Genomic DNA, 26,310 nt, shown 5'->3' with positions numbered 1-26,310 from the left:
GCGATAAACAGGGTGTTGCGACGAACGGTTGAATCCGCCCAGTACGCCGCGGCCTCTGGATACGTCTTCTGTCTCTGGAATACTGGTTTCCCCGCTTTCGCGGGGAATTACAGCGATCGTGAGGAGAGAGCCTTGCGCTGATCGCGTAGTGCCATGCGGCTCGGAATGAGGGGTTAAGGCTTCAGCTCCGCGGTCGCCTGATCGAGCCAGCTCTTCGTCGCCTCGTCCAATGCCGGCCGCACCTCGGCCCGGACGCGTGCGTGGTAGGCATTGAGCCAGTCGAGCTCGTCGCGGCTCAGCATCGCGACATCGATCAGCCGGCGGTCGATCGGCGCCAGGGTCAGCGTCTCGAACGCGTTCATCGGCTTCTCGGCGCCCTGGATCTCGGCGGCGACGACCAGCTCGAGGTTCTCGATGCGGATGCCGAAACCGTCGGTCTTGTAGTAGCCGGGCTCGTTGGAGAGGATCATGCCGCGCTTCAGCGGCGTGGTGCCGAGCTTCGAGATCCGCGCCGGCCCTTCGTGGACCGAGAGATAGCTGCCGACGCCGTGGCCGGTGCCGTGCTCGAAATCGAGGCCGACGGCCCAGAGATATTGCCGTGCCAGCGTGTCGAGCTGTGCGCCCGTCGCGCCGTCGGGGAAGACCGCGCGCGCGATCGCGATATGGCCGCGCAGCACGCGGGTGAAGCGGTCGCGCATCTCGTCCGTCGGCTCGCCCACCGCCATGGTGCGCGTGACGTCCGTGGTGCCGTCTTCATATTGCGCGCCGGAATCGATCAGCAGGAGATCGCCGGGCGCGATCCGACGGTTGCTCTTGCGGGTGACGCGGTAGTGCACGATGGCGCCGTTCGGGCCGGTGCCGGAGATGGTCGGGAACGACACGTCCTTGAGTGCGCCGGTGTCGCGGCGGAAGGTCTCCAGCGCCTCGACCGCGTCGATCTCGGTGAGCTTGCCGCTTGCCGCCTCGCGGTCGATCCACGCGAGAAACCGCGCCAGCGCCACGGCGTCGCGCACATGGGCCGTCTTGGTCCCCTTGATCTCGGTGGCGTTCTTGACCGCCTTGAGCAGCGCTACCGGATCGCTGCCGCGCACCGGCTTGCCGCCGGCGCCCGCGATCAGCCGGCTCAGCGCGTCGGCCGCGGTGGCATTGTCGAGCGCGATCGATCCGCCGCTCTTGGCCAGCGCCATCAGCGTCGGCGCCAAGGCGTCCGGTTCGCGCACGTCGGCGGACTGTTCGAGATGATCGCGCGTGAGATTGGAGAGCTTGCGGTGGTCGATGAAGATGGTCGGCCGTCCCTCCTTCGGCACCAGCGCGTAGGACAGCGGCAGCGGCGTGTGCGCGACGTCGGCGCCCCGGATGTTGAACGTCCAGGCCACGGCATGGCTGTCCGACACGACCAGCGCATCGACGCCGAGCTTGGCGATCTCGCCTCTGATCTGCGTCAGCTTGTCGGCTTCCGTGACGCCGGCATGCTCGAGGCCATGCACGGCGACGGGGGCGAGCGGCGGCTGCGGACGGTCCTGCCAGATCGCATCGACCGGATTGCCGTCGACGGCGACCAGCTCGGCGCCGGCCTTGGCGCAGGCGGCGGCCAGGCGCTCGGCTGCCGCAAAAGTGTGCAGCCATGGATCGAATCCGAGGCGGTCACCAGCTTTCAGATGCGTCGATACCCAGCTCTCCGGCGGCGGATCGATCAGCGATTCCACGGTCCAGGCCTTGGCATCGACCTGCTTGGCGGCCTGAAGCGTGTAGCGGCCGTCGACGAAAATCGCGGCGTCCTGGGGCAGCACCACCGCCAATCCCGCCGATCCGGTGAAGCCGGTCAGCCAGGCGAGCCGCTCTTCCGACGGCGGCACATATTCGTTCTGCTGCTGATCGGAGCGTGGAATCACGAAGCCGGTCAGCTTGCGGCGGGCGAGCTCTTCACGGAGCGCAGCGAGGCGCGCCGTCAACGCGACGCCGGCCTCGGGCTCCTCGAATGTCTGGAAATGCGCTTCGAACATGGTGGATCACTTTAGGATCATGGGGATCGGTCCGCAATCTCGACGCATTTGGCATGGACTGTGCTTGAAAAAGTTCCATTCGAATTGAGTGGAGTAAAGGATGCGGCAGTTGCGCTTCGTCCGGATGACAGGGAAATTCGAGCAGGTGGTTCATCTCAACGGCGAGGGGACACACGATGCCAGCGTTCACGTTTGAGAAGATTTCGCCGCCGGTGCGCCGCGCCCCGACTGCGGCAACACCGAAGAAGCCGCGCGGCCTCATCAGCCAAATGATCGACCGTTTCGCAGAGCGCCGCGCGAGGCGCACCTTGCGGGGCAAGCGCGCGATGAGCCGCGACGAGAAGCCGGCAGAGTAGCCTCAAGCAAATTGCAGCGTCACCTCGCCCGTCGCCGCTTGCAGCGGGCGTCGGAGTGCATCGAAGATGCAATCCGGGTGAGGGCGACTCTCCGCGTGCCAGCTCTCACCGTCGTCGCGGACGCGTCTCGACAGTTCACCCCACCTTCCGCAGCAGCAGACTGCTCCACCCCTCGATCCGCAGATGTCGCAGCGGCACCAGCCCGCGTGCGCGGTAGGCGGCGATCACGGCCGGGGCCTGGGGTGTCAGCAGGCCGGAGAGGATGACGTAGGCCCGAGGAGCCAGGTGCCGCGCCATCGGGCTCGCCAATTGCCGCAAGGGATTGGCAAGGATGTTCGCGAGCACCAGGTCGAACGGACCGGCGCGCGCAAAATCCGGCGCGGCAAAGCCGGTCGCGCGGATCACCCGCACAAGGCTGCCGACTTCATTCAGCGCGGCGTTCTCGGCCGCCACGCGCACCGAGGGTGGATCGATGTCCGAGGCGAGCACCGCGCGGTGCAGCGCCTTCGCCGCGGCGATCGCCAGCACGCCGGTCCCGGAGCCGAGGTCGAGCACGTTCCGCGGTCGGGAACTCTTCAGGACATGGTCAAGCAGGAGTAAACAGCCCCGCGTCGTGCCGTGGTGGCCGGTGCCGAACGCGAGCGCCGCCTCGATCTCGATGGCGAGCTTGTTGGGCGCCACACGGTCGCGGTCATGACTGCCGTGCACGACGAAGCGCCCGGCCGGGACTGGAACGAGATCCTCCAGGCTGGCCTTGACCCAGTCCTTGGCCTCGACGGTATCGAAGGCGAGGCTCGTGGCGATCTCATTTCCTGCTGAAATTGCAACGAGTTCGCGCAGCCATGCCTGATCCGGCGCCGCGGCGAAATGGAGCGTGACGTCCCATTCTCCGTCCGGCCGTTCGAAGGCGGCGACCGCGGCATCGCCCTCGAAAAACACCTCGGTGAGCACGTCGACGACGCGTCTGGCGTCGGCCTCGCTGCCAATCGAAAAGCTGGCGCGATGGGTGGGAGAGGGCTGCATTCAGGGTTCCATTGCGTTCAATTTTTGGAACTTTTGGCGGCGATTTCCGCACAAGTTGCGGTTCCCGGGTTAACCCGCTTGCAGCGAGTCTCCCGTACACTTTCGGATGTTGAGGAAATCCAACACACGTTGGAATTGAAACGGAGGCGGGTCTTGAAAAGCATGATTCAGAAGTTCTGGTCGGATGAGTCCGGTGCGACGGCGATCGAGTATGGCCTGATTGCCGCGGGTATCGCCCTGGCGATCATCACCGTGGTGAACAGCCTGGGCACCACCATGAACGAGAAGTTCACTTCGATTAGCACCTCCCTGAAGTAATTTCCGCCTGCATTTCCCAGCGGGGTTATTTTTCTTCAGAGGCTGCTCCTGATCACCGCCCGCTGGGGATTGCCCTGGCGGGCGAGATCGTTCCGGGGCTCGCTTTCCACAGGCTTTCCGGCCGTTTTCCCGCTGCTGTCCCCAGTCTTATCCACCACTCATCCCCAGCTTCTCCAGAGCATGTATACCGCTTAGCCACCGCCGGCTGCGCCGGGCGTCCACCGCGTTTGCACAGCTCTACCCACAGCCTTTCCACAGACCTATCCACGGCTTCTGAACAGCGACCGGTGATCCCGCAGGATCGCCTGCGCCGCGTTGTGGCCGGGGGCGCCGGTGACGCCGCCGCCGGGATGGGCGCCCGAGCCGCAATGGTAGAGGCCTTTCAACGGCCCGCGGTAATCGGCATGGCCCAGCATCGGTCGCGCCGAGAACAGCTGGTTCAGCGTCAGCGCGCCGTGGAAGATGTCTCCGCCCAGAAGGCCGAACTGCCGTTCGAGATCGAGCGGGGACAGGATCTGACGGCCGAGCACGCTCGCCGCAAAGCCGGGCGCGTACTTATCCACCGTCGCGATCATGAGATCTGCGACCTCTTCGCGATGGTCGTCCCACGACCTTCCATCTGGAAGTTCCGGCGCGACATGCTGGCAGAACAGGCTCGCGACATGCTTGCCGGTGGGCGCCAGCGTGTCGTCGAGCGTCGAGGGAATCAGCATCTCGACGACGGGCTCGCGGCTCCAGCCCCGCGCGCGGGCATCGAGATACGCGCGGTCCATGTAGTCGAGGCTCGGCGCGAGGATGATGCCGGAGCTGAGATGGTCCCCCTCGCCCGGCAGCGCCGTGAAGGAGGGCAAGCGGTCCAGCGCCACGTTCATGCGGAAGGTCCCGGAGCCGTTCTTCCAGTGCCGGATGCGCGCAAGAAAGTCCTGGGGCAGGGCATCGGACGCGACCAGCCGCGTATAGAGCAGCTTCGGATTGACGTTGGCCGCGACATATCTGGCGCGGATGGCCGAGCCGTTTTCCAGCACGACCCCGACGGCGCGGTCGCGCTCGACGATGATCTCACGGACGCCGGCATCCGTTTCGATGACAACACCGCGGTCGCGTGCCGCGCGCGCCATCGCCTGCGTGATCGCGCCCATGCCGCCGATGGCATGGCCCCAGACACCTTTCTTGCCGTTCACCTCGCCGAAGGCATGATGCAGCATCACATAGGCCGAGCCGGCGGCGTAGGGGCTGGCATAGTTGCCGACGATGGCGTCGAAGCCGAACAGCGCCTTGACCAGATCGTGCTCGAAACGCTCGTCCAGCATTTCGCCGGCCGAACGGGTGAAGAGATCGAGCAGGCTGCGGCTCTGTTCCAGCGTGAGGCCGCGCAGGATGTTGGCGCTCTGGAGCGCGTTCACGGCTTCGCGGATCGCGTTCGTGCCAAATCCGTCCAGCAGGTTCGGGGGCGCGCGCAGCACGAACTGCCTGAGCACGTCGGCGATGTCTTCCAGCTCGCGCGCGAAGCCGTCGAGCGCCTCCGCATCATGCGCGCTGAGCCGCGCGACTGACGCTTTCGTCCGCCCCTCGCCGGTGAGGAGATGGCTGCCGTCGGGCGCCGGCAGAAAATTCTGCGCGCGCCGCTCGACCACGCGCAGGCCCTGCTCGGCGAGCTCGAGGTCGCGGATCACCTGCGGATTGAGCAGGCTCACGGTGTAGGCCGCGACCGAATTGCGGAAGCCGGGGTGAAACTCCTCCGTGACGGCGGCGCCGCCGACCACCTTGCGTCGCTCGACCACGCGCACCCGCAGGCCTGCCATCGCGAGATAGGCCGCGCAGGTGAGGCCGTTATGGCCAGCGCCGATGATGATGACGTCGGTTTCGTTCATGACTTCCCTGGTGTCATTCCGGGGCGCGCGACGCGCGACCTATGGTGCGCAACTGCGCACCCGAGAATCTCGAGGTTCCGGGTTCGCCTCTTCGAGGCGCCCCCGGAATGACATCTCTATATCAGGCAATTCCCGCCGCAACATCACGCGCCCCTTTATTGCCCGATCAGGCGCCTTGTGCTCCATTGCGCGCGTCCGGCGCCCGCCGGAGTCTTGCCGGAGCATCCATGGATTCGATCGTGCAACCCGCCATGCAGCAGTCGTCGTCGCGCAACCGGCTGCTGCTGACGGTCTACACCGCCGCGATCTTCGTCAGCGCGCTGCTGCTGTTCTCGGTGCAGCCGCTTTTCACGAAGATGGTGCTGCCCCGGCTCGGCGGCTCGCCGGCGGTGTGGTCGGTGGCCATGGTGTTCTTCCAGTCGCTGCTGCTCGCGGGCTACGCCTATGCGCATCTGCTGATGCAGGTGAGGAACCGCACCGTGCCGGTGGCGGTGCATCTGGTGTTGCTGATCGCCGCCTTCGTCACGCTGCCGCTCGGAATAGCCGCCGCCTATGGCGAGCCTCCCGCTTCGGGCTATGCATTCTGGCTGCTCGGCCTGTTCGCGGTCTCGATCGGGCTGCCGTTCTTCGCGCTGGCCGCCAACAATCCGCTGCTGCAGGCCTGGTTCGTCCGCACCGGCCATCCCGCCGCACACGATCCATACTTTCTCTATGCCTCCTCCAACATCGGCAGCTTCCTCGCGCTGCTGTCCTATCCGTTCCTGCTGGAGCCGATGTTCACGCTGCACATGCAGAACCGGTTCTGGACGGCAGGCTATGGCCTCTTGATCCTTCTCATCGGCGCCTGCGGGGTGCTGTTGTTGCGTTCGCCGAAGCTGGCGATCGTGGACGCGCGAACCGAGGAAGTGAACGCGCCAGCGCCGGGGCTCATGACCCGGCTGCGCTGGATCTTCCTCGCCGCGGTGCCCTCGGGCCTGCTCATCGCCGTCACCGCGCACATCTCCACCGACGTCGCGGCGGCGCCGCTGCTGTGGGTGCTGCCGCTGTCGCTGTACCTGCTCACCTGGGTCGTCGTGTTCCAGTCGCGGCCGCTGCTGCCGCACAAATGGATGCTGATGCTCCAGCCGGTCGCGATCGCGGGCGTCGTCGTGCTGCTGGCGTTCGGCGGCGAGCAGAACCTGCTGCTCACGCTCGGCGGGCATCAACTGTGCTTCTTCGTCATTGCCATGGCCTGCCACGGCGAATTGGCGCGGACGCGGCCGGCGGCCAAATATCTCACCGGGTTCTATGTCGCGCTGTCATTCGGCGGCATGGTCGGCGGCCTGTTCGCAGGACTCGTTGCGCCCTTCACCTTCACATGGATCGCCGAATATCCGATCCTGATCGCGCTTGCCGCGCTGTGCCGTCCGTCCGCGAACGAGCGTCTCGCCGGCGTCGTCAAATGGTACTGGCTGGCGCTCGCCGCGCTTGCGGTGGCGCTCGTCGCGCCCTCCTATACGACCGGCGATCTCTCGACCTGGTTCGAGAATCATCGCGTCTGGGTCGCCGGCGCCGTCGGCGTGCTCGCCGCGCTGCTCGCGCTGATCCTCAATGCCGATCGCTGGAAGATCTTCGCGACCGTGGCGCTCGGGCTGGCGTTGATTCGCGTCTATCCCGCGGACGAGGGGCGCGTCACGACGGTGCGCAGCTTCTTCGGCGTGCACAAGATCGTGGAGACGCCGGGCGGCTATTTTCACGTGCTGATGCACGGCACCACGATTCATGGCGCCGAGCGCTTCCGCAACGATGACGGCACGCCGGTCACCGGGCGGCCTGAGCCGATCACCTACTACCACAAGGATGGCGGCATCGGTCAGGCCATCAGCGCGATCCGCGAGCGCAAGGGAGCGCCGCTGAAGGTCGCCGCGATCGGCGTCGGGTCCGGCACGCTCGCCTGCGCCGCCGAGCCGGGCGAGAGCTGGACTTTCTTCGAGATCGACCAGTCCATGGTCGATGCGGCGCGCGACCCCAGGAATTTCCGCTACATCTCGAGCTGCATGCCGGAGATGAAGCCCGTCATCGGCGATGCGCGCCTCACCTTCGCCAAGGAGCCCGACGGCGCCTATGACCTCGTCATCGTCGATGCCTATTCGTCAGATGCGATCCCGATCCATCTCGCGACAGAAGAGGCGATGAAGATCTACAAGGACAAGCTCGCGCCGCACGGCGCCGTGGTGATGCACGTCTCCAACCGGCACCTCGATCTCGAGACCGTCGTGGTCGGCATTGCGGATGCCAACGATCTCAAGAGCTGGGTCTTCAACGAGGATTCGGGGCGCGATTCCGACTACATCTTCTCGACCGCCGTCGTCATCTCCGCGCGCGAGGAGGCCGACGTCGGCAGGCTCGCGTCAACCAAGCAATGGGAGCAGACCGAAGCCGACGACAGGGTGCGGGTCTGGACCGACGACTATTCGAACATCCTCGGCGCGCTGTATCGGCGCTTCCGGGATGGGGAATAGGGCCAAGAGAGGATTCTATGGCGCGACCGGCGTGCCTGCCGGCAGCGCGATTCCCTTCTCGCCGGCGATCTGCCGCAGCAGGTCAGGCCTGTCCGAGATGATGCCGTCGACGCCGAGCTCGATCATGCGCGCCATGTCCTCGGGCTTGTTGACCGTCCACACCACGACGCGCAATCCAAGCCCACGGGCCTCCGAGACGAGCGCCGCGGTGACGTCGCCGAAATGAGGCGACCAGATCGCGCCGCCCGCAGCCTTGATCGTCCGTGGCAGGGAGCCGCCGTGATCGGCCGGGCTGAACCCCGCCGTCCAGTTCGTCGCTTTGTCGAGAGCAATGGTCGGAGCCGAGCCGCGCTGGAGCGTCAAATACGCGGTCGGAATTTTCGGGGCCTGCTGCTGTACCAGCTGCAATGTCCGCCAGTCGAACGACTGGATCATGACGCGGTCGGAGAATCCTTCGGTCTCGGTCACCTCGATCAGCTTTGCGACGAAGGCCTGCGGATCAAGCGTTTCATCCGGATGGTTCGGGTTGATCTTCGTCTCGATGTTGAAGCGGACGCGCGTGTTGCCGGACTTGCGCACCAGCGCGAACAGCTCGCGCAAGGTGGGAATGCGTGTCCCCGGCACGGGCTGCTGGTTGGGGAATTGCTTTGCGTAGGCACTGTCCGGCCGGATCTGGCCGACGTCATAGGTCCTGACCTCGTCGAGCCGCAGTTTCACGAAAGGCGTGCCGGGCGGCGTGATGTAGGCGCCATCGGGGCCGCGGGCGATATCGGGATTGAGCCCGCGCTCATGCGACAGGATGACTTCGCCGTCGGCGGTGACCCCGACGTCGAGCTCCAGCGTGTCCACGCCCATCGACAGCGCACTGGCGAAGGCGGGCAGGGTATTTTCCGGCAACAGCGCCCGCCCGCCGCGATGCGCCTCGAGGTCGAAGGCCAAATCCGATCCCATGGCCCGTCCCGCCATCAGAACGCAGAGCACAATCAGAATGGTCGTGGCACGTGGCTTCATGGTGCCTCGGCCGGCGAGGGCGGTTGAATGGCGGCCGCGTCAGTTCTGATAGTAATAGCCGCGCGGCTGATAATACTGCCGGGGCTGCGGCTGATAGTAATAGCCCTGCTGGCCGTAGCCCTGATCGTAGTAGGGGCGCGGCTGCTGTTGATAGACCTGCGCGTCATAGAGCGGGCGGGTGGCCGAGCGCGGCGCCGGATAGCGCGCGCCGGTGTCGCTGCCGTCGGCCGGATAGATGTAGTTGTCGTCCTGCGGCATGTATCGGCGGGCAGGCTGCGCCGGCGGCGCCAGGTTCACGGGATCGCCGGCGGCGCTGGACTGTTCTTCAGCCGGCTGCGGGGCGCGGGCCACCGCATTGGCGTTGCGGCCGCGCGGATTGCGGGCCAGCGCCACCTGCGCCGAGCCTGTCAGCGTCACCGTGGTGTTGAGCACGCCCTGCTGCTGCACCAGCGCATAGAGCGTCGAGGCATTCTGGCGCGACAGCCGCACGCAGCCATGGGAGGCGGGCGAGCCGAGCCGGCCGACCGAATCCGTGCCGTGGATGGCGTGCCCGACCTTGGTGAAGAAGATCGCGTGCGGCATCGGCGCGTCGTCGAATTCCTTGGAGTAGTGATCCTCTTCCATGCGGAAGGCGCGGAAGGCGCCGTTCGGCGTCTCGCGCGAGGGGACGCCGGTCGACACCGGCCAGCGATAGCGCGCGACGCCGTCGACGGCGACGGTCATCTGCTGATTGTCCTTGTCGACGGTGATCTCGACCTTGGCCTGCGCGGCGCCCGCGCTCAAGAGCAGCAATGAGGTGAAAGCAACGAAAAACGAACGCATCTGGAAACGCATTTGAATCTTGGGCTCCGGCCTGTTCACGCGAGGTGCCGCGGCTCTCCGTCCCCGGCGTGCACTATGCCTGCAATCCGGCTTTCGTTCCAGCGAGCTGCCGGCCCATCGTTAACGCGATGCCGGGCGTAAGCAAGGCCGCTCTGTGCCGTGCCACGCGTGGCAACGCTGACATTTTCGCGAGCGGACGCCCGTTCACAACACCGACAATTCGTCACAAAGGCGCAACCTTTCCGCCGCTCATCGCGTTGATCATGGCCATCCACGACAAGGCGGCCCCCGCCACCAATCACTCTCACAGCCTCATAGGACCGAAGATGAACAAAGCCCGCGTCGCCGCTGGCCTATTGCCGGCCGGTTCGCCCGTCCGACTGCTGTTCGCAGCCGCCGTCATCGTGCTCACGCTGCCGCAGGCCGGCCACGCCCAGGGCATCGTGCGCGGTGCCCAGGAAGGCTCCTACGAGGGCAACCGGATCGCAGGTCCGGTCGGCGGTGCAGTTGGCGGGGTCGTCGGCGCCGGTGTCGGCGGCGCAGTTGGCGCCGTCGAGGGTGTGCTCGGCATTCCCCACCGTCACTACCGTCACCGCTGCCGCGGGTATTATGACGGATATCACCGCTTTCACTGCTACAGGTGATCGCGGGTCATTCCAGGGGCCCACGCGTGCCCCGGAATGACGATCAGTTCTTCAGCCGGTATCCGGTGCGGAAAATCCACCAGATCACGACCAGGCAGATCACCAGGAATGCCAGCGTCATGCCGACGCTGACGGCGATGCTGACGTCGGCGATCTCGTAGAAGCTCCATCGGAAGCCGGAGATCAGGTAGACGACCGGATTGAGCAGCGCCACCGTGCGCCAGGCGGGCGGCAGCATGTCGATCGAATAGAAGCTGCCGCCGAGGAAGGTGAGCGGCGTCACCACCAGCATCGGGATCATCTGCAGCTTCTCGAAGCCGTCGGCCCAGATGCCGATGATGAAGCCGAACAGGCTGAACGTCACCGCCGTCAGCACCAGGAAGGCCAGCATCCAGATCGGATGCTGGATATGCAGCGGCACGAACAGGCCCGCCGTTGCCAGGATGATGAGGCCCAGAATGATCGACTTGGTCGCGGCCGCCCCGACATAGCCGAGCACGATCTCGAAATAGGAAATCGGTGCCGACAGGATCTCGTAGATCGTGCCGGTGAATTTCGGGAAGTAGATGCCGAACGAGGCGTTGGCGATGCTCTGCGTCAGCACCGAGAGCATGATCAGGCCCGGCACGATGAAGGTGCCGTAGCTGACGCCCTCGACCTGGCTGATGCGCGAGCCGATCGCGGCGCCGAACACCACGAAATAGAGCGAGGTCGAGACCACAGGCGAGACGATGCTTTGCAGCAGCGTGCGCCAGGTGCGCGCCATTTCGAACAGATAGATGGCGCGTATGGCGCGGTGGTTCATGACGTCCTCACGAGATCGACGAAGATGTCCTCGAGCGACGATTGCGTCGTGTCGAGATCGTTGAAGCGGATGCCGGCGGTGCGGAGGTCGCCGAGCAGGCTGGTGATGCCGGTGCGCTCGCCCTGGGTGTCGTAGTCGTAGACCAGCGTCGCACCGTCGTCGCACAGCTCGAGCTCGTAGTGCGCCAGGCTGTCCGGCAGCGAGGTGATCTTGTTCTGCAGATGCAGCGTCAGCCGCTTCTTGCCGAGCTTCTGCATCAGGGTCGTCTTGTCCTCGATCAGCACGATCTCGCCCTTGTTGATGACGCCGATGCGGTCGGCCATCTCCTCGGCTTCCTCGATGTAGTGCGTGGTGAGGATGATGGTGACGCCGGATTGCTGGAGGCCGCGCACCACCTCCCACATGCCCTTGCGCAGCTCGACGTCGACGCCCGCGGTCGGCTCGTCCAGGAACAGGATCTGCGGTTCGTGCGACAGTGCTTTGGCGATCATCACGCGGCGCTTCATGCCGCCGGAGAGGGTGATGATCTTGTTGTCCTTCTTGTCCCACAGCGAGAGGTCCTTCAGCACCTTCTCGATATGCGCGGGGTTCTTCGGCTTGCCGAACAGGCCGCGTGAGAAGCTCACGGTCGCCCACACGCTCTCGAACGCGTCGGTGTGCAGCTCCTGCGGCACGAGGCCGATCAGCGAGCGCGCCTTGCGGTAGGAGGTCTGGATGTCCTCGCCACCGACGAGGACGCGGCCCTCGCTCGGATTGGCGATGCCGCAGATGATCGAAATCAGCGTGGTCTTGCCGGCACCGTTCGGGCCGAGCAGCGCGAAGATCTCGCCGGGCTTGATGTCGAGATTGACGTTCTTGAGCGCCTTGAAGCCGGACCCATAGGTCTTCGACAGATTGGCGACGGAAATGATGGAGGACATGATGGCCGCAAGGCTGAGGGGGCGAACTGGGGAAGGGATGGGCGGACCCATCCCGGAGGGCAGGTCGGCGGAGCCCTGAAATAGGAAGGCTGTTGTCCGCCCGCAATTCCCTGGAGAAAAATGGTCTCAAAACAGGCGCTTCAGTGGCTTGTTCCGGGCAAGTGTTGCGCGATGGTCACGGCTTGCTGCTAAGATGGTCGCTCACGCGGCTCTTTGTTGCGTCCGCGAGCAGGGCGTGGCTACGATTCCGGCCAATCGCGAAGCGTATCGTCTCCAGGGAAAAAATCGATGAGACCGAACGGCCGTCACATCGCTGGCGCCAGCCAGTTGTCCGTCCTCCGCGCGTGGGCGGTGGGCCTGCTCCTGCTGTCAGCTGTTGCCGTCAGCCCGACCACAGCCAAGGCCGCTCCGAGCCAGGCCGCGGCGGCGACCACGCATGTCTACCTGCTCCGCGGCGTGCTCAACATCTTCTCGCTCGGGCTCGACACAATCGGCGCCCGGCTCCAGGCGCAGGGCATCCCGGTGACCGTTGCCAACTTCGTCTCCTGGTCCTCGCTCGCCGATGAAGCCGCGGCCGCCTACAGGGCCGGCCGACTCAAGACCATCGTCCTGGTCGGCCATTCCTCCGGCGCGACCGCGCTGCCGGACATGATCGCCAAGCTCAATCAGCTCGGCGTGCCCGTGAAGCTCGCGATCGGCCTCGATTCCGTGTTCAAGACCAAGCTCTCGACCGGCGCGGAGCGTTACATCAACATCTATATCGGCGATGGTCCCGGCGAGCCGGTGCGGGCCGCAGCGGGTTTTCGCGGCAAGCTCGACAATGTCGACGTGCGCGGCACCGGCGTCGGCCACGTCTCCATCGACAAGAACGAGGCGATCCAGCGCCGTGTGATTGCGGAGATCGATGCTGCGATCAAGCGCTCCCGTGCGCCGGCAGCGACCGTCGCCGAACCCGGAACGCCGCGACAGGCACGCTCGGCGGCGGCGAGCGCTCCGGCACGGAACTAAGTCAAATCGGCAGCGTTTCGGCGCCGCAAAATCCGCCAAATCCGCGGTCATGAAGTACCGCAGGGGAGGCGACCGCCTCCGGTGGTGGGACTACTGGATTGATGCTTGATCCAAGGCGAATTGTCGTGCTGGCAGCGGTTGCGCTGCTGGCCCTCGGCACCGGCACGGCCGCTGCCACACCAGCCAAGTCCAAGACCACCGCGGCCGCCTCCGCCGCGGCGCCGCCGCCTCCGCCGTTCGAGCCATTGCCGCCGCCAAAAATCTACCTGTTCCGCGGCGCCATGGGTCCGATCTTCTCGACCGGCATGGATCGGCTCGAAGAGAAGCTAACCAAGGCTGGCTTCTCGGCCAACGTCTACGAATTCACCATCTGCCGGTGGATCGGAGATCGCGCCATCTCCAGCTACAAGGAATCGCCGGCGCCGATCGTACTGATCGGCCACTCCATGGGCGGCCTGTGCTCGATCGTCATCTCCGAGATGGCGGCCAAGGAGAACGTCCCGATCAGCCTCGTCATCGCCATCGATCCCGCCCATGCGACCGGCGACGTGCCGCTCAACGTCGAGCGCTTCATCAACATCTTCCTGTCCGACAGCGTGCTCGGCGGCGGCGACGTCGTCGCCGTGCCCGGGTTTCGCGGCCATTATGCCAGCTACGACCTCAAGGAAAACGCACGCGTCAGCCACATCAACATCGAGAAGTCGGACGACATCCACCGCCAGATCGTCGAGATGGTCACGCAGCTGCCGCGCATTCCGCCGCAGACCCAGGCCGACGCCGTGCCGCTGCGCTATCTCGTGCCTGCGGATACGCTGGTCGAATTGTGGGACTCCGGCGTGCGGGTGCCGGTGCGCCGCGGCGACACCATGGAGAGCATCGCCGCAGCCAACCGCGTGCCGGTGTGGACGCTCGCACAGAGCAACTCGCTGCCCGAGAACGCGCAGCTCACACCGGGCCAGACCATCATCGTCCCGCGCCGCCTGACGCCGCCCGAGCCTGCGGCGGCCATGGCAATGCCGCCGGCCCCGACCGGGCGGCGGTAGGGGCACAGCGCCTCTGCCCACGTCGGGCGCGCCGACTGCGCAAGGCGAGCCAGTTCGCGCTGGCCTATCCGGAAAATGATGCGCTATGACGTCAGTCGAACCGGAAGGCAGGGTGCGATGACTGAGCGGAACACTTCGAACGAATTGCGGGTTGCCATTGCGGGGCTGGGCTCGATCGGCACCAAGATCGCAATTGCGCTCGACCGGGGCATCGAAGGTCTGGCGCTGTCCGCCGTCGCGGTGCGGGATTCCGCAAAGCATCAGGCCTTCCTCGACGGCCTGCGCCGTGCGCCGCAAATCCTGCCGGTGGACCAGCTCGGCGATGCCGCCGACATCGTGGTCGAATGCGCTCCGAGCAGCCAGTTGAGGGCAATCGTCGAGCCTGCAGTGAAGCGCGGCAAGGCCGCGGTCGTCGTCAGCGTCGGCGGGCTGCTCGACAATTTCGATCTCGTCGATCTCGCACGCGCCAATGGCGGCCGTATCCTCGTGCCGACCGGTGCGCTGATCGGGCTCGATGCCGTCAACGCCGCCGCGATCGGCACCATCCATTCGGTCAAGATGGTGACGCGCAAGCCGATCGACGGGCTGAAGGGCGCGCCGTTCATAGTGCAGAACGATATCGACATCGACCACCTGCGCGAGCCGCTGAAGCTGTTCGAAGGCACGGCGCGTGAGGCCGCGAAGGGCTTTCCGGCCAATCTCAACGTCGCGGTCGCGCTGTCGCTCGCGGGCGTCGGCCCTGACCGGACCGAGGTGCAGATCTGGGCCGACCCGACCGTGACGCGCAACGTTCACCGTATCGAGGTCGAGGCGGATTCGGCGCGGTTCTCGATGTCGATCGAGAACGTCCCGTCCGAGAATCCCAAGACCGGGCTGATCACGGCGCTGTCGGTGATCGCGCTGCTGCGCAAGCAGCGCGCCACGTTGTGCGTGGGGACGTGATCCTCACGCGCCCGTGACGCGCCAGATCACGTTGCCGACGTCGTCGGCCATCAGCAGCGACGTCTTGTCGGGGCCGATCACGACGCCGACCGGACGGCCGTAGGATTCCTTCTCGTCCGGGGACAGGAAGCCCGACAGGATGTCGCGACCAGGGCCGGACGGCTTGCCGTTCTCGAACGGAATGAACACGAGCTTGTAGCCCGAGAGCGTGCTGCGGTTCCACGAGCCGTGCTGGCCGATCACCATGCCGTCTCCGAAGCCGGGCAGGGTACCTGCGGGCATCCAGCACAGGCCGAGCGAGGCGGTGTGGCCGCCGAGCGCATAGTCCGGCTGAAGCGCCTTGGCGACCATCGCCGGATCCTGCGGCACGCGGTCGTCCACCGTCTTGCCCCAGTAGCAATAGGGCCAGCCGTAGAAGCCGCCGTCACGCACCGAGGTGAGATAATCCGGCGGCGTCTCGTCGCCGAGCCCGTCGCGTTCGTTGACGACGGTCCAGAGCACGTTCGTGTTCGGCTCCCACGCCAATCCAACCGGATTGCGCAGGCCCGCGCCGAAAATCCGATGCGTGCCGGCGACGAGGTCGAGCTCGTAGACCGCGGCGCGGCCTTCCTCGACCTCCATGCCCATCTCGGCGATGTTGCTGAGCGAGCCGACGCCGGCATAGAGCTTCCTGCCGTCGGGGCTCGCCAGCAGGCTCCGCGTCCAGTGTCCGCCCGGCTTGAACGTGGTGAGCCGCTTGCCCGGGGCGGTGATGCGGTCGGCATTGGCGACGTAAGGAAAGGCCATCACCCCGTCGGTGTTGCCGACATAGAAGGTGTCGCCGACCAGCGCCATGCCGAAGGGCTGGCTGAGGTTCTCCATGAACGCGCCGCGATATTCGGCGACGCCGTCGCCGTCCTTGTCGCGCAAAAGCGTAATGCGGTTGGCGGAAACGCCGAGCGCTGCGGCACGCCGCATCGTCGCCTGCATCGCGTAGTGGAACACGCTGCGCGGGGCACCTGCAATCTGCGTCGCCTCGGCGATCAGCACGTCACCATTGGGCAGCACCTCGATCCAGCGCGGATGGTCGAGGCCGGTTGCGAACGCATTGACCTTGAGGCCGGGCGCAACCGTCGGCTTCTGCCCGTCGCGCCAGCCGCGAGCGGTGGGCATCTTCAAGGTCGGGATGGCGCCTTGCGGCTTCGCTTCGGGGATCGCCGGCGACTGGCCCCAGGCGGGCGCGGGCTCGGTGCCCGTCATCTTGCGCCATTGCAGCGCGATGCCGCCGATGAACGCGACGAACTGCGCGAAGATGCTGGAAAACGTCATGAGAAGCCCCTGTTTGCGCGCGCATCCAACTGGCTGACGGGGCACACGTCAACCTGTGCAGCGCACCACCGGGGTCAATTCCCGTGGAATGGCAGCCGATCGAATTTGCATAGGCATGACGCTCGCGCGCCTTTGCCGGAGATCAGCAGCCGATCTGCCGCTCCAGCCGCCGTGCCGCGCGAAAATCATCGAGGTGATGGATGTTCGGCGCCAGCGCGGCCTCCCGGGACAGGAGATGATAGACCCGCGCCACCGTGCGCTGCTTCTGCTTGCTCCGGCCACGCGGCAATGCCCGCGCCTTTCGGAGGGCGGCAATCGCGTGCGCGCGAAAATAATCGTAGGCGTCCGACATGGCTCGATGCTCTGCGGCTGGTGCAGGTGTCGAGGAGTAACGGACGAGCGTAGGGGCGGTTCCTTGGCGCAGATTTCGTGGCCCGGATGAGCGAAGCGACATCCGGGGCGACTGATCCCGCATGTCGCTTTGCTCATGCGGGCTACGGGTCTCGCGCCTGGGAGCTTACCGCGGCGAGAGGAACGGGATGATCATCGGCACGCGGCGGCAATAGGCGCCGTAGGCGTCCTCGCCGAGTTCCTTGGACAAGAACACCTCTTCCATCCGGCCCTTCTGCCACATGCCGAGCGAGATCAGGATCGCGCCGAGGATCGCGGTGACGGTGCCGACCGCGATGCCGGTGGCGAGCATGCCGGCGATCAGGCCGGTGTAGATCGGATGGCGCACGATGCCGTAAGGACCGGTGTCGATGACGCGGTGGTCTTCCTTGTGGGTGATGGTGTTGGACCAGAATTTCCCGAGATGGAGCCGGCCCCACCAGGTGAAGGAGATTCCGGCGAGCACGATCAGGGCCGTGATGTAGACAGCCAGGTTGCTGAACACCCAGAGCGGCTTCTCGTTCAGCACTTCCGCGGTCCACGGCGTGAACAGGATGCCGCCGACCAGGATCGGAATGCGATAGCGGCCGGACTCCAGCGTCATCACCTGCTTTTGCGTGCGCCCCTGCCAGAACGAGGCGCCGACCCAACTGGCGAGCCAGGCGAGCCAGATCAGGGCGAGGAGTTGTGTCGGCCAGGTCGTGGTCCAGCCACCCCAGGCGACAGAGAGAAGTTTGCTGAAATCGAAGGACATGAAGGTTCTTTGCGTTGGGCGGCGGCTCAGCTCGCGCGCGAGGAGAGCGCGTGATGCTTGATGGCGCCGGGGGCCTGCTGACCGTTGCGGGCGAGCAGATGGGTGACGGTTTCGCGCAAGACCGGCTCGATCGGACGCGGCGAATAGCCGAGCTCGGTGCGCGCCTTGCCGATCGAGAGGTCGCTCGCGGCGAGCGCGATGCGTACGCCTTCGGCTGTGCCGTTGGGCGGCCGGCGGGTGACGTGATCGGCGATGTATTCGAGCATGATGGCGGAGAGCTCGGCGATCTTGCCGGGCACGACGACCGGAAATTGCCGGCGGCCGCTCATTGCCGACATCATGCGCAGGATGTTGCCGAGCGGCAGGCAATCGCCGCCGAGAATGTAGCGCTGGCCGAGGCGGCCGCGTTCCATGGTCAGCAAGAGGCCCATCGCGACGTCGCGGACATCGACAAGGTTGACCAGGAAGTTGAGATGCGGCTGCACCTTCTTCTGGAGGAAGTACCAGAGCATCGCGGTCGGCGGCGTCAGATTGTGGTCGGCGGCGCCGATCGGCATGGTCGGTGTGCCGATCACGAGAGGGAACCCTGCAGCGGCCGCCTTCGCGGCATGGTGCTCGGCGAGCGACTTCGACCGCGTATAGGCGCCGGGCATCGCGTCGGCCGGTTGCAGCGCCTCTTCGGCGGGAACACCGTTGAGCTCCGTGTACGGGAACAGGATCGACTCGGTCGAGCAGTGCAGGAAGCGCGAGACGCCGCGCTTCATGGCGGCCGCGAGCACGATCTCGGTACCGCGGCAATTGACGTCGTGAAAGTCCTGCTTGTTGGCGACCCACATGCCGGGCAGGCCGGCGAGGTGATAGACTTGGTCGACACCGGCCATCGCAGCATCGACCGCGGCGCCGTCCAGCACCGAGCCCTGGACGTGCTCAACGTCCGCGTTCGCCCCGGCCGGCGCACGGACATCGAGAACACGGACCCGCTGCCCACGGGCGCGGAGCGCATCTACGAGGTGATGTCCGATGAAGCCACTGCCACCGGTAACCAGGACGAGAGCCATGCAGAAGGTTGCTGTTTCGCTTTTGAAGTTATCGGGTCGACAGAGAATTGGCCGGAAGAGGCGCCAGAATCGCGGCAAGGTCGCGACGGAAGCCCAATGCAATGAATAATTTCGCCATCACGAACATCGGTCCAAGCAAAAGATGCGAGGGAAACGTGAACAACGAGGCTTCGCGGCCCTCAAAAACCTTGTGGCCGATGGTCTGCGCGGCAAGGCCGAGCACCACCAGCGTGGCGAAAATCGCCCACATCGTCGCAGTGCTGACTTGCGCCGCAATGGTTGACGCAACCGAAAACAGCACGATGGAAACGGCCAGAATGCCGACCCCGAGCGCCACGTCGAGCAGCAGCCAATAGATCAATACCGGCAAGGCCAGGATCACCGCCAGGCTGACGTTGAAACCGAACAGCGGAAGCTTCACCAGCGTCAGCGGCAGCACGGCGCCGGTGAACAGCAACAAAATGCCGACCACATGCATCGCCGTGTTCCGGGGATCGCGGTGGTACTCGACATAAACGGCAAGTTGGCGCTGAAAAAAGCCACCCATTTTGGTCTCATGCAGCACGGGGTCGGGAAGGGCGAGCAGAGGCTATAGCACTGGACCGGACGGTGCACAAACCGGTGCTTGCGTCGCGCAAAACCACATCTGCGCGCTTGCGGCAGCCCGCAAAACGTCTGCACTTCAAAGGGTTCCGTCAGTCGCGGAGCGGTTTCGCTCAGCGTTTCTTGGCGGGTTTTTTCGCCGCAGGCGCAGGTGCCGCAGCCGGACGCGGCGCCTCCTCCGGCAGCTTGGCGTAGGTCAGGATCTGCAACTGGCCGTTGACGGCAGAGGTCGGCTTGGCCCGGTCGAGAAACTGCTCCTCGCCGAGGCCGATCGGATGCAGCCGCTTGGTCGAGATCTTGAACGTGTTCACCAGCACGTCGCGGATCGCATCGGCCCGCCGCTGGCTCAGGATCGCATTGGCTTCGCGCGTCTTCGAATTGGATTCGACGTGGCCGACGATCAGGAAGGTGTAGGGCAGCAGCGAGGAATGAACCAGCGCATCCGCGATCCGGCCGACGGTCTGGTAGGAGGCCGGCTGGATGATCGGCGTGTCGGCGTCGAACTGGATCTGCACGTTGAAGGCCGGCAGCTTGGCGAGCTCAGGCGCGATCAGCGGCCGGTTCACCGGTCCCGGATCGTTCTTGATCCTGGTCTTGGCGCGCTCCATCACCTGCTGCTTCAGCGCGGGCAGATCGACCTCGGCGGCTTCCTGGAAATGGTTCAGCTTGCCGATGATGTCGTCGCGGGTCGGCGCTGCCGTCTGCGCGCCGGCGGCGCCCGTACGCAAAGCGAGCCCCAGCGCAACGATCGTTCCGGCAATGAAGAGCCTGCGCGCGCGCATCAGCGATACCCCGCGTCGTCAACGGCCTTCAGGCAATTGTTGCTGATGCCCTTGGGCGTCGAGACCAGGCAGGGGACCGACTTGCTGGTCTCCTTGGTCGAGCCGCCGCAGACCTTCACGATCTCGCGCTGGCAGGCGTTCGCCACCGTGACGCGCGCGGCGACGCGCTTCTGGATGGCGTCGAACACGCCGAAATAGTCGCTCGCGCATTGCGGGGACAGCACGTCGCGGTTGCGCGACAGGCACTCCTTCAGCCGGCTCGAATCCGGATTCACGCCGCGGCAATTGGCGACGATTTCCGCGCCGCAACTCGCCGCCAGCTTTCCGATCGAATCGCCAAAGCTCACGGTCTGCGCCGCCGCAAGCGACGGCATCCCCAATGCAAGCACGATCAGTGTGACGGAGCCCCGGACCATAAGGTGCATCTGATACGGGGAAGTTCGCGATGGTCAAGGGCCGTTCGGGGGAGAACCGTCGAGAGTCCGGCCAGTGCGGCGTACAGTCCTCACTCGGCGGCGTCGAGGGGTGGCCATTCGATCAGTGCCACGGTGTGTTTCCCCAGATCGTCGGCAAACTCCGGATCGGCCTTGAGCTCGTCCAGGGTCCGCGGCGGGGGAAGCTGGCGGCCGTCCGTGCTCAGCTCCTGCGCATAGAACGCGAGCGCCTCGGGCGCATTCTCCAGGGCCTCCTCGACGTCGTCGCCGCCGGAGATACAGCCGGGCAGGTCGGGAAACCAGAGGCTGACGGGATCGTCCGGGCCGGCGTCCTCGATGATGGCGACGTAATGAGCCATGCAGGCCTCACGCCCGCTGCACGAAACTGTCCACGACCTTCTTCTCGCCGGCCTTGTCGAAGGCGATGGTGAGCTTGTTGCCGTCGATCTTGGTGACGCGGCCATAGCCGAATTTCTGGTGGAACACGCGGTCTTCCAGCGAGAACTCCGAGGTCGTGCCGGTGGATTTGGCGACCAGCTCGCCCTCGATCGTCAGAGGGCCGCGGCGGCGCGAGGAGAAGCTGCCGAAATCGGGTGAGGACGACGCGGAGGAAAACGAGGCGGCCCCGCCATTGCGGCCGCCTTGGCCGCCGCGGTTGCGGTTGGCCTGCGCGCGCTGCCAGCCCGGCGTCGAATAGCTGGAGCCGAACGCTTCCATGTCGTCGAAGCGCGAGGCGCCGTAGCCGCCGGTGCCGCCCCAGGCCGAGCCGCCCTTGGATTCCGTGATCTCGACATTGGCCGCCGGCAATTCGTCGAGGAAACGCGACGGGATCGTGGTCGACCAGGTGCCGTGAATCCGCCGGTTGGTCGCGAAATAGATCTTTGCGCGGCGGCGCGCGCGGGTCAGGCCGACATGGCCGAGCCGGCGCTCCTCCTCGAGGCCAGCGCGGCCCTGTTCGTCCAGCGTGCGCTGGCTCGGGAACAGGCCTTCCTCCCAACCCGGCAGGAACACGTTGTCGAATTCGAGGCCCTTGGCCGAATGCAGCGTCATCAGCGACACCGCGTCCTCCTCGGCGCCGCCCTCGCGGTCCATCACGAGAGAGATGTGCTCCAGGAACCCTTGCAGGTTCTCGAATTCCTCCATCGAACGCACGAGTTCTTTCAGGTTCTCCAGCCGGCCGGCCGCGTCCGCCGAACGGTCCTTCTGCCACATCTCGGTGTAGCCGCTCTCGTCGAGCACGATCTGGGCGAGATCGGTATGCGCAGTGACCTCGCGCTGGGCGCGCCAGCGATCGAACTGGGTGATGAGATCGCGCAAGGAGCCGCGCGCCTTTGGCTTCAGCTCGTCGGTCTCGACCACCGCGCGCGCGGCTTCGAACAAGGGAATGCGGCGCTTGCGGGCGTGGTCGTGCAGCATCTGCACGGTGGCATCGCCGAGGCCGCGCTTGGGCGTATTGACGATGCGCTCGAAGGCGAGGTCGTCGGCCGGCGAATTGATGACGCGCAAGTAAGCCAGCGCGTCGCGGATCTCGGCGCGCTCGTAGAAGCGCGGGCCGCCGATGACGCGATAGGGCAGGCCGAGTGTGACGAAGCGGTCTTCGAACTCGCGCATCTGGTAGGAGGCGCGCACCAGGATTGCGATCTCGTTGAGCTTCTCGCCCTGGCGCTGCAGCTGCTCGATCTCCTCGCCGATGCCGCGCGCTTCCTCTTCCGAATCCCAGGAGCCGGTCACCGTGACCTTCTCGCCGTCCTGGTCCTCGGTGCGCAGCGTCTTGCCGAGCCGGCCTTCATTGTGCGCGATCAAATGCGAGGCGGCCGCGAGGATGTGGCCGGTCGAGCGGTAGTTGCGCTCCAGGCGAATGACCTTGGCCCCGGGGAAATCGTGCTCGAAGCGCAGGATGTTGTCGACCTCGGCGCCGCGCCAGCCGTAGATCGACTGGTCGTCGTCACCGACGCAGCAGATGTTTTTGACGTGGGGCGTCTGCTCCCTCGCCTCGCTTGCGGGGTGAGGGGGACTCTCCACGAGCTCGGTGCTTGGAGAGTCCCCCTCACCCGCATCGCTTTGCGATGCGACCTCTCCCCGTAGGCGGGGAGAGGTGAAGGAAGAAGCCGCCGGCGCCTGCGAGAGCAGTCGCAGCCACAGATATTGTGCGACGTTAGTGTCCTGATACTCGTCCACCAGGATGTATTTGAAGCGCAGCTGGTACTGCCGCAGGATATCCGGGTGCTCGCGGAAGATCCGGATGTTCTCGAGCAAGAGATCGCCGAAATCGGCCGCGTTCAGGATCTTCAGCCGCTCCTGGTAGCTCGCATAGAGCTTGCCGCCCTTGCCGTTGGCGAAGACGGCAGCCTCGCCCGATGGCACCTGCGACGGCATCAGTCCGCGGTTCTTCCAGCCATCGATCAGGCCGGCCAGCATGCGGGCAGGCCAGCGCTTGTCGTCGATGTTCTCGGCCTGCAGGAGTTGCTTCAAGAGCCGCACCTGGTCGTCGACGTCGAGCACGGTGAAGTTCGACTTGAGCTGCGCCAGCTCGGCATGGAAACGCAGGATGCGGCCGCCGATGGAGTGGAAGGTGCCGAGCCACGGCATGCCTTCCACGGCGTGGCCGAGCATCTGGCCGAGCCGGTGCTTCATCTCGCGCGCGGCCTTGTTGGTGAAGGTCACCGACAGGATCTCGGCGGGACGGGCGCGGCCCTGGCTCAGGATATGGGCGATGCGAGTGGTCAGCACGCGCGTCTTGCCGGTGCCGGCGCCGGCCAGCACGAGAACCGGGCCGTCCAGCGTCTCCACGGCCTCCCGCTGCTCCGGATTGAGCCCAGAGAGGTATTTCGGCCCCACCGAGGCACGCGCACGCGCGGCGATGCCGCCGGCTGCGGGCTGGTGGTCGGGGACATTCTGGGACGTGATCTTGCTCGGCTCGGTCATGCGAATCATGGGCCCCACGATGGCACCGCGGGGTGGCGGAAGGGAGCCTTCTAACAGGGATTGGTCCCATATGGGGCGCCGGGACAGGGTTTTCCACGTGCGCGGCAGGCCGCATTGTTCCGGCGAAAGCTGCGAATTTCACGCCTGAGTGGGGCGGAACAATCGTTCCCGCCGCGAGATTGTCTCGGCAGGTGGCGCGGCTCGCCGCGCCGGACGCAAGACACATCAAGACGAGGGTTTGACCATGTTTGGCTGGGTTGTGACGTTTCTGGTTATCGCACTGATCGCCGGTATCCTGGGTTTTGGCGGCATCGCCGGCGCTTCGATCGAGATCGCCAAGATCATCTTCTTCATCGCGATCGTCCTGTTCCTTGTCTCGGCCGTGGTCGGTTTGGCGCGCGGCCGCACAAGGATATAGCGAAGCGTGTTCACCTCTCCCCGACGGGGAGAGGTGAACCACGAGCAGGCGGATCCGAATTGTTATTTCCGCGAGGGCATCGCCACGTTTCGGCCGATGCCCTCGGGTCGCGGCACGGCGCTGTGGGCCTTGGTCACCGCAGCGATGCGCTCGCGAATATCGGCCGGAAACGGCGCAACGCGCCGCGACGTCATGTCCATGTGCAGTGACATGTTCTCGGACGTCGCCGATAGCCAGCCTTCGCTTGCGTGCCGCATCTCCTCGAACGTGTGCAGCCGCTTGTCGTCGGCCTCGAGCAGCCAGACAAAAACCTGCACGGGATCGCCGAGATGAATCTCGCGCAAATACCGCACATGGCATTCGGCGGTGAAGGTCGAGCCGCCGCGCTCCTTCATGTAGGTCGGTCCGATCCCGAGCTCGAGCCACATCTGGTCGATCGCCCGGTCGAACATCACGTTGTAATAGGCCATGTTGAGATGGCCGTTATAGTCGATCCATTGCGGCTCGATCTGCATGATCGAGGCACGGAACGGCTCGGCTTTGGGCGCTGAGGCGGCGGTCTCCGGCATGTTTCTTCCTGTTATGCGTCCGGTCGCTTGACTTGACCGGTTTTATATCCTTTGCCACGGTTCTTCTTTCGGGAGGAATCCGTGGGGACGACCATCACCAATAATCCGCCGCGGCCGGAGCCGAAAGCCCTCGCGAGCGCGCTGGAGCAGCTTGCCGCGCGCTTCGGCAACCGCCTCATCACCTCGCAAGCCGTGCGCGAGCAGCATGGCCATACCACCACATGGATCCCCAACCAGCCGCCGGATGGCGTGGTGATGGCGCAGGAGACCGCCGACATCCAGGACGTGGTGCGGATCTGCGCGAAAAATCGCGTGCCGGTCATTCCCTTCGGCACCGGCACCTCGCTCGAGGGCCAGGTCAACGCGCCCGCGGGCGGCATCTCGATCGACCTGCGCGACATGAACAAGGTGCTGGCGGTGCATGCCGAGGACCTCGACTGCGTGATCCAGCCCGGCGTCACCCGCAAGGCGCTGAACGAGCATCTGCGCGACCAGGGCCTGTTCTTCCCGATCGATCCCGGCGCGGACGCTTCGCTCGGCGGCATGGCCTCGACGCGCGCCTCCGGTACCAATGCCGTGCGCTATGGCACCATGCGCGACAGCGTGCTGGCGCTGAAGGTCGTGCGCGGCGATGGCGAGATCATCACGACCGGCACGCGCGCCAAGAAGTCGTCGGCCGGCTACGATCTCACGCATCTGTTCGTCGGCGCCGAGGGCACGCTCGGCATCATCTCGGAATTGACCATCCGCCTGCGCGGCATCCCCGAGACGATCGCGGCGGGCGCGGTGTCGTTCGAGACCGTGCATGGCGCCTGCCAGGCCGTCATCCTGGCGATTCAGACCGGTATTCCCGTGGCGCGCATCGAGCTGCTCAATGCGGCGCAGGTGAAGGCCTGCAACGCCTATTCGAAATTGACGCTCCCGGAGACGCCGCTGCTCCTGATGGAATTCCACGGCAGCGAGATCGAGGTCGGCGAGCAGTCCAAGGCGTTCGGCGAGATCGCAAAAGATTGCGGTGGCGGCGATTTCTCCTGGACCACCAAGCCCGAGGATCGCACAAAGCTCTGGCAGGCGCGGCACGATGCCTATTGGTCGGTGAAGGCGCTGCGTCCCGGTGACAGCATCGGCGTCGTCGCGACCGACGTCTGCGTGCCGATCTCGCGGCTCGCCGATTGCGTCAGCGAGACCGAGGAGGATCTCAAGCGCCTTAACCTGCTGTCGCCGATCGTCGGCCATGTCGGCGACGGCAATTTCCACTGCTCGCTGGTCTGCGATACCAACGATCCCGACGAGATGGCTCGCGGCGAGGAGTTCATGCATCGCCTGGTCGAGCGCGCGCAGGCGATGGACGGCACCTGCACCGGCGAGCACGGCATCGGCCAGGGCAAGCAGAAATATCTCAAGGCCGAGCTCGGCCCCGAGGCGCTCGATGCGATGCGGGCGCTGAAGAAGGCGCTTGATCCGCTCAACATCTTCAATCCGGGCAAGATCGTGCCGGAGGCGTAGCGCGCGGCGCCAGCCGCCCGGGTCGCCATGGAAATCGCGATGAAGATGTCCGCCGATCTGTGCGCGACGACGCCGTGGGCCGCATCGTCGATCTCTGCATGAAGGCCGACGATCTCAGGACGGCGCAGATCCTGTTCCGCGCGATCCAGGCCGGCTGGATGCGGGAAGCCATTCAGCGCGATTGTCCGGCACTGTCGCAATAGATGCGGCCCGCGCGATGGGCGCGGGCCGGTGCGAGCTCGTGCCGGGTTGGCTCAATACCTACGGTAGTCGCCGCGTGCAGGGCCACCATAGCC

26 protein-coding genes and 1 pseudogene are annotated in these 26,310 nt (G+C 65.7%); 10 read left to right on the top strand and 17 right to left on the bottom strand.

The features are described from left to right. Window positions 1-173 precede the first annotated feature (173 nt). On the bottom strand, window positions 174-2,003 hold the full coding sequence (locus AX729_RS00520) for an aminopeptidase P family protein (RefSeq protein ID WP_061019945.1): 1,830 nt from the start codon (window positions 2,001-2,003) through the stop codon (window positions 174-176). Between the two features lie 176 nt (window positions 2,004-2,179). Here AX729_RS00520 and AX729_RS00515 point away from each other — a divergent pair, with 176 nt between their 5' ends. Next, window positions 2,180-2,359, top strand: a complete 180-nt coding sequence (locus tag AX729_RS00515) for a hypothetical protein (protein WP_061019944.1) — start codon at window positions 2,180-2,182, stop codon at window positions 2,357-2,359. Window positions 2,360-2,494: 135 nt separating this feature from the next. On the opposite strand, the gene AX729_RS00510 is transcribed toward AX729_RS00515, so the two are convergent. Further along, window positions 2,495-3,382, bottom strand: a complete 888-nt coding sequence (locus AX729_RS00510; protein WP_061019943.1) for a 50S ribosomal protein L11 methyltransferase — start codon at window positions 3,380-3,382, stop codon at window positions 2,495-2,497. A 162-nt stretch (window positions 3,383-3,544) separates the two neighbouring features. Here AX729_RS00510 and AX729_RS00505 point away from each other — a divergent pair, with 162 nt between their 5' ends. After that, window positions 3,545-3,700 (top strand): Flp family type IVb pilin, encoded by a 156-nt coding sequence (locus tag AX729_RS00505; protein WP_156456629.1) that lies wholly within the window; start codon window positions 3,545-3,547, stop codon window positions 3,698-3,700. Between the two features lie 260 nt (window positions 3,701-3,960). On the opposite strand, the gene AX729_RS00500 is transcribed toward AX729_RS00505, so the two are convergent. Next, complete coding sequence (locus AX729_RS00500; protein ID WP_061019942.1) at window positions 3,961-5,571, bottom strand: phytoene desaturase family protein; 1,611 nt, start codon at window positions 5,569-5,571, stop codon at window positions 3,961-3,963. Between the two features lie 227 nt (window positions 5,572-5,798). Between AX729_RS00500 and AX729_RS00495 the strand changes: the two genes are divergently transcribed. Beyond that, window positions 5,799-8,072: a fused MFS/spermidine synthase gene (locus AX729_RS00495; RefSeq protein WP_061019941.1), complete on the top strand. Its 2,274-nt coding sequence runs from the start codon at window positions 5,799-5,801 to the stop codon at window positions 8,070-8,072. 15 nt (window positions 8,073-8,087) lie between these two features. Here AX729_RS00495 and AX729_RS00490 read toward each other — a convergent pair whose 3' ends face one another. Both AX729_RS00490 and AX729_RS00485 read right to left on the bottom strand, forming a co-directional pair. Further along, on the bottom strand, window positions 8,088-9,083 hold the full coding sequence (locus tag AX729_RS00490; protein ID WP_061019940.1) for a glycerophosphodiester phosphodiesterase: 996 nt from the start codon (window positions 9,081-9,083) through the stop codon (window positions 8,088-8,090). Between the two features lie 39 nt (window positions 9,084-9,122). After that, the gene (locus AX729_RS00485) at window positions 9,123-9,917 is read right to left on the bottom strand and encodes a L,D-transpeptidase (protein ID WP_197433511.1); all 795 of its coding nucleotides are present in this window, start codon (window positions 9,915-9,917) and stop codon (window positions 9,123-9,125) included. A gap of 314 nt (window positions 9,918-10,231) precedes the next feature. Here AX729_RS00485 and AX729_RS00480 point away from each other — a divergent pair, with 314 nt between their 5' ends. After that, the gene (locus tag AX729_RS00480) at window positions 10,232-10,549 is read left to right on the top strand and encodes a hypothetical protein (protein WP_061019947.1); all 318 of its coding nucleotides are present in this window, start codon (window positions 10,232-10,234) and stop codon (window positions 10,547-10,549) included. A gap of 43 nt (window positions 10,550-10,592) precedes the next feature. Here AX729_RS00480 and AX729_RS00475 read toward each other — a convergent pair whose 3' ends face one another. Next, entirely contained in the window at window positions 10,593-11,354 is a 762-nt protein-coding gene (locus AX729_RS00475; RefSeq protein WP_061019939.1) for an ABC transporter permease, read from the bottom strand. Further along, window positions 11,351-12,274: an ABC transporter ATP-binding protein gene (locus AX729_RS00470; protein WP_061019938.1), complete on the bottom strand. Its 924-nt coding sequence runs from the start codon at window positions 12,272-12,274 to the stop codon at window positions 11,351-11,353. The genes AX729_RS00475 and AX729_RS00470 overlap by 4 nt, the downstream gene beginning before the upstream one ends. Before the next feature lie 288 nt (window positions 12,275-12,562). On the opposite strand from AX729_RS00470, the gene AX729_RS00465 reads away from it, so the two are divergent. The 3 genes from AX729_RS00465 (at window position 12,563) to AX729_RS00455 (ending at window position 15,267) form a co-directional block, all read left to right on the top strand. Continuing rightward, complete coding sequence (locus AX729_RS00465) at window positions 12,563-13,282, top strand: hypothetical protein (protein ID WP_061019937.1); 720 nt, start codon at window positions 12,563-12,565, stop codon at window positions 13,280-13,282. Window positions 13,283-13,383: 101 nt separating this feature from the next. Continuing rightward, the gene (locus tag AX729_RS00460) at window positions 13,384-14,325 is read left to right on the top strand and encodes a LysM peptidoglycan-binding domain-containing protein (RefSeq protein WP_061019936.1); all 942 of its coding nucleotides are present in this window, start codon (window positions 13,384-13,386) and stop codon (window positions 14,323-14,325) included. Between the two features lie 117 nt (window positions 14,326-14,442). Next, the gene (locus AX729_RS00455) at window positions 14,443-15,267 is read left to right on the top strand and encodes an aspartate dehydrogenase (RefSeq protein ID WP_061019946.1); all 825 of its coding nucleotides are present in this window, start codon (window positions 14,443-14,445) and stop codon (window positions 15,265-15,267) included. A gap of 3 nt (window positions 15,268-15,270) precedes the next feature. Here AX729_RS00455 and AX729_RS00450 read toward each other — a convergent pair whose 3' ends face one another. The 9 genes from AX729_RS00450 to AX729_RS00410 form a co-directional block, all read right to left on the bottom strand. Next, window positions 15,271-16,575 (bottom strand): PQQ-dependent sugar dehydrogenase, encoded by a 1,305-nt coding sequence (locus AX729_RS00450; protein WP_061019935.1) that lies wholly within the window; start codon window positions 16,573-16,575, stop codon window positions 15,271-15,273. A gap of 142 nt (window positions 16,576-16,717) precedes the next feature. Then, window positions 16,718-16,927: a hypothetical protein gene (locus AX729_RS00445; RefSeq protein WP_061019934.1), complete on the bottom strand. Its 210-nt coding sequence runs from the start codon at window positions 16,925-16,927 to the stop codon at window positions 16,718-16,720. Between the two features lie 165 nt (window positions 16,928-17,092). Continuing rightward, complete coding sequence (locus AX729_RS00440) at window positions 17,093-17,719, bottom strand: methyltransferase family protein (RefSeq protein ID WP_061019933.1); 627 nt, start codon at window positions 17,717-17,719, stop codon at window positions 17,093-17,095. A gap of 26 nt (window positions 17,720-17,745) precedes the next feature. Beyond that, a complete protein-coding gene (locus AX729_RS00435; protein ID WP_061019932.1) occupies window positions 17,746-18,777 on the bottom strand; it encodes an NAD-dependent epimerase/dehydratase family protein in 1,032 nt (343 codons plus the stop codon). A gap of 28 nt (window positions 18,778-18,805) precedes the next feature. Then, complete coding sequence (locus tag AX729_RS00430; protein WP_061019931.1) at window positions 18,806-19,324, bottom strand: Mpo1 family 2-hydroxy fatty acid dioxygenase; 519 nt, start codon at window positions 19,322-19,324, stop codon at window positions 18,806-18,808. Between the two features lie 169 nt (window positions 19,325-19,493). Continuing rightward, window positions 19,494-20,162 (bottom strand): OmpA family protein, encoded by a 669-nt coding sequence (locus AX729_RS00425; RefSeq protein WP_061019930.1) that lies wholly within the window; start codon window positions 20,160-20,162, stop codon window positions 19,494-19,496. Then, window positions 20,162-20,578 (bottom strand): hypothetical protein, encoded by a 417-nt coding sequence (locus AX729_RS00420; protein ID WP_061019929.1) that lies wholly within the window; start codon window positions 20,576-20,578, stop codon window positions 20,162-20,164. The genes AX729_RS00425 and AX729_RS00420 overlap by 1 nt, the downstream gene beginning before the upstream one ends. A gap of 89 nt (window positions 20,579-20,667) precedes the next feature. Continuing rightward, window positions 20,668-20,955 carry a type II toxin-antitoxin system HicB family antitoxin gene (locus AX729_RS00415; RefSeq protein ID WP_061019928.1) on the bottom strand — a complete coding sequence of 96 codons (288 nt, stop codon included), beginning with the start codon at window positions 20,953-20,955 and terminating at the stop codon, window positions 20,668-20,670. A 7-nt stretch (window positions 20,956-20,962) separates the two neighbouring features. Beyond that, entirely contained in the window at window positions 20,963-23,530 is a 2,568-nt protein-coding gene (locus AX729_RS00410; RefSeq protein WP_061019927.1) for an ATP-dependent helicase, read from the bottom strand. 235 nt (window positions 23,531-23,765) lie between these two features. Here AX729_RS00410 and AX729_RS00405 point away from each other — a divergent pair, with 235 nt between their 5' ends. Continuing rightward, window positions 23,766-23,939, top strand: coding sequence for a DUF1328 domain-containing protein (locus AX729_RS00405; protein ID WP_061019926.1), 174 nt, complete (start codon window positions 23,766-23,768; stop codon window positions 23,937-23,939). 62 nt (window positions 23,940-24,001) lie between these two features. Here the strand turns inward: AX729_RS00405 and AX729_RS00400 are convergent, their stop codons facing one another. Next, complete coding sequence (locus tag AX729_RS00400; RefSeq protein WP_061019925.1) at window positions 24,002-24,508, bottom strand: thioesterase family protein; 507 nt, start codon at window positions 24,506-24,508, stop codon at window positions 24,002-24,004. 81 nt (window positions 24,509-24,589) lie between these two features. On the opposite strand from AX729_RS00400, the gene AX729_RS00395 reads away from it, so the two are divergent. Then, window positions 24,590-26,014 carry an FAD-binding oxidoreductase gene (locus tag AX729_RS00395; protein ID WP_061019924.1) on the top strand — a complete coding sequence of 475 codons (1,425 nt, stop codon included), beginning with the start codon at window positions 24,590-24,592 and terminating at the stop codon, window positions 26,012-26,014. Window positions 26,015-26,026: 12 nt separating this feature from the next. Continuing rightward, window positions 26,027-26,217 (top strand): annotated as a pseudogene (locus AX729_RS00390) (hypothetical protein); the annotation flags it as partial. Window positions 26,218-26,310 lie beyond the last annotated feature (93 nt).

The organism is Bradyrhizobium sp. CCH5-F6 (assembly GCF_001556045.1).
GTDB lineage: Bacteria > Pseudomonadota > Alphaproteobacteria > Rhizobiales > Xanthobacteraceae > Bradyrhizobium.
The sequence above is the reverse complement of the archived record's forward strand: the minus strand, read 5'-3'. Positions and strand labels throughout refer to the sequence as shown.

Coding starts and splice junctions, on each gene's coding strand:
- AX729_RS00440 (WP_061019933.1), bottom strand. CDS start 17,719: ATGTCCTTCGATTTCAGCAAACTTCTCTCTGTCGCCTGGGGTGGCTGG.
- AX729_RS00430 (WP_061019931.1), bottom strand. CDS start 19,324: ATGGGTGGCTTTTTTCAGCGCCAACTTGCCGTTTATGTCGAGTACCAC.
- AX729_RS00475 (WP_061019939.1), bottom strand. CDS start 11,354: ATGAACCACCGCGCCATACGCGCCATCTATCTGTTCGAAATGGCGCGC.
- AX729_RS00410 (WP_061019927.1), bottom strand. CDS start 23,530: ATGATTCGCATGACCGAGCCGAGCAAGATCACGTCCCAGAATGTCCCC.
- AX729_RS00415 (WP_061019928.1), bottom strand. CDS start 20,955: ATGGCTCATTACGTCGCCATCATCGAGGACGCCGGCCCGGACGATCCC.
- AX729_RS00470 (WP_061019938.1), bottom strand. CDS start 12,274: ATGTCCTCCATCATTTCCGTCGCCAATCTGTCGAAGACCTATGGGTCC.
- AX729_RS00520 (WP_061019945.1), bottom strand. CDS start 2,003: ATGTTCGAAGCGCATTTCCAGACATTCGAGGAGCCCGAGGCCGGCGTC.
- AX729_RS00400 (WP_061019925.1), bottom strand. CDS start 24,508: ATGCCGGAGACCGCCGCCTCAGCGCCCAAAGCCGAGCCGTTCCGTGCC.
- AX729_RS00435 (WP_061019932.1), bottom strand. CDS start 18,777: ATGGCTCTCGTCCTGGTTACCGGTGGCAGTGGCTTCATCGGACATCAC.
- AX729_RS00515 (WP_061019944.1), top strand. CDS start 2,180: ATGCCAGCGTTCACGTTTGAGAAGATTTCGCCGCCGGTGCGCCGCGCC.
- AX729_RS00425 (WP_061019930.1), bottom strand. CDS start 20,162: ATGCGCGCGCGCAGGCTCTTCATTGCCGGAACGATCGTTGCGCTGGGG.
- AX729_RS00510 (WP_061019943.1), bottom strand. CDS start 3,382: ATGCAGCCCTCTCCCACCCATCGCGCCAGCTTTTCGATTGGCAGCGAG.
- AX729_RS00490 (WP_061019940.1), bottom strand. CDS start 9,083: ATGAAGCCACGTGCCACGACCATTCTGATTGTGCTCTGCGTTCTGATG.
- AX729_RS00485 (WP_197433511.1), bottom strand. CDS start 9,917: ATGCGTTTCCAGATGCGTTCGTTTTTCGTTGCTTTCACCTCATTGCTG.
- AX729_RS00495 (WP_061019941.1), top strand. CDS start 5,799: ATGGATTCGATCGTGCAACCCGCCATGCAGCAGTCGTCGTCGCGCAAC.
- AX729_RS00480 (WP_061019947.1), top strand. CDS start 10,232: ATGAACAAAGCCCGCGTCGCCGCTGGCCTATTGCCGGCCGGTTCGCCC.
- AX729_RS00445 (WP_061019934.1), bottom strand. CDS start 16,927: ATGTCGGACGCCTACGATTATTTTCGCGCGCACGCGATTGCCGCCCTC.
- AX729_RS00420 (WP_061019929.1), bottom strand. CDS start 20,578: ATGGTCCGGGGCTCCGTCACACTGATCGTGCTTGCATTGGGGATGCCG.
- AX729_RS00405 (WP_061019926.1), top strand. CDS start 23,766: ATGTTTGGCTGGGTTGTGACGTTTCTGGTTATCGCACTGATCGCCGGT.
- AX729_RS00500 (WP_061019942.1), bottom strand. CDS start 5,571: ATGAACGAAACCGACGTCATCATCATCGGCGCTGGCCATAACGGCCTC.
- AX729_RS00460 (WP_061019936.1), top strand. CDS start 13,384: ATGCTTGATCCAAGGCGAATTGTCGTGCTGGCAGCGGTTGCGCTGCTG.
- AX729_RS00450 (WP_061019935.1), bottom strand. CDS start 16,575: ATGACGTTTTCCAGCATCTTCGCGCAGTTCGTCGCGTTCATCGGCGGC.
- AX729_RS00505 (WP_156456629.1), top strand. CDS start 3,545: ATGATTCAGAAGTTCTGGTCGGATGAGTCCGGTGCGACGGCGATCGAG.
- AX729_RS00465 (WP_061019937.1), top strand. CDS start 12,563: ATGAGACCGAACGGCCGTCACATCGCTGGCGCCAGCCAGTTGTCCGTC.
- AX729_RS00455 (WP_061019946.1), top strand. CDS start 14,443: ATGACTGAGCGGAACACTTCGAACGAATTGCGGGTTGCCATTGCGGGG.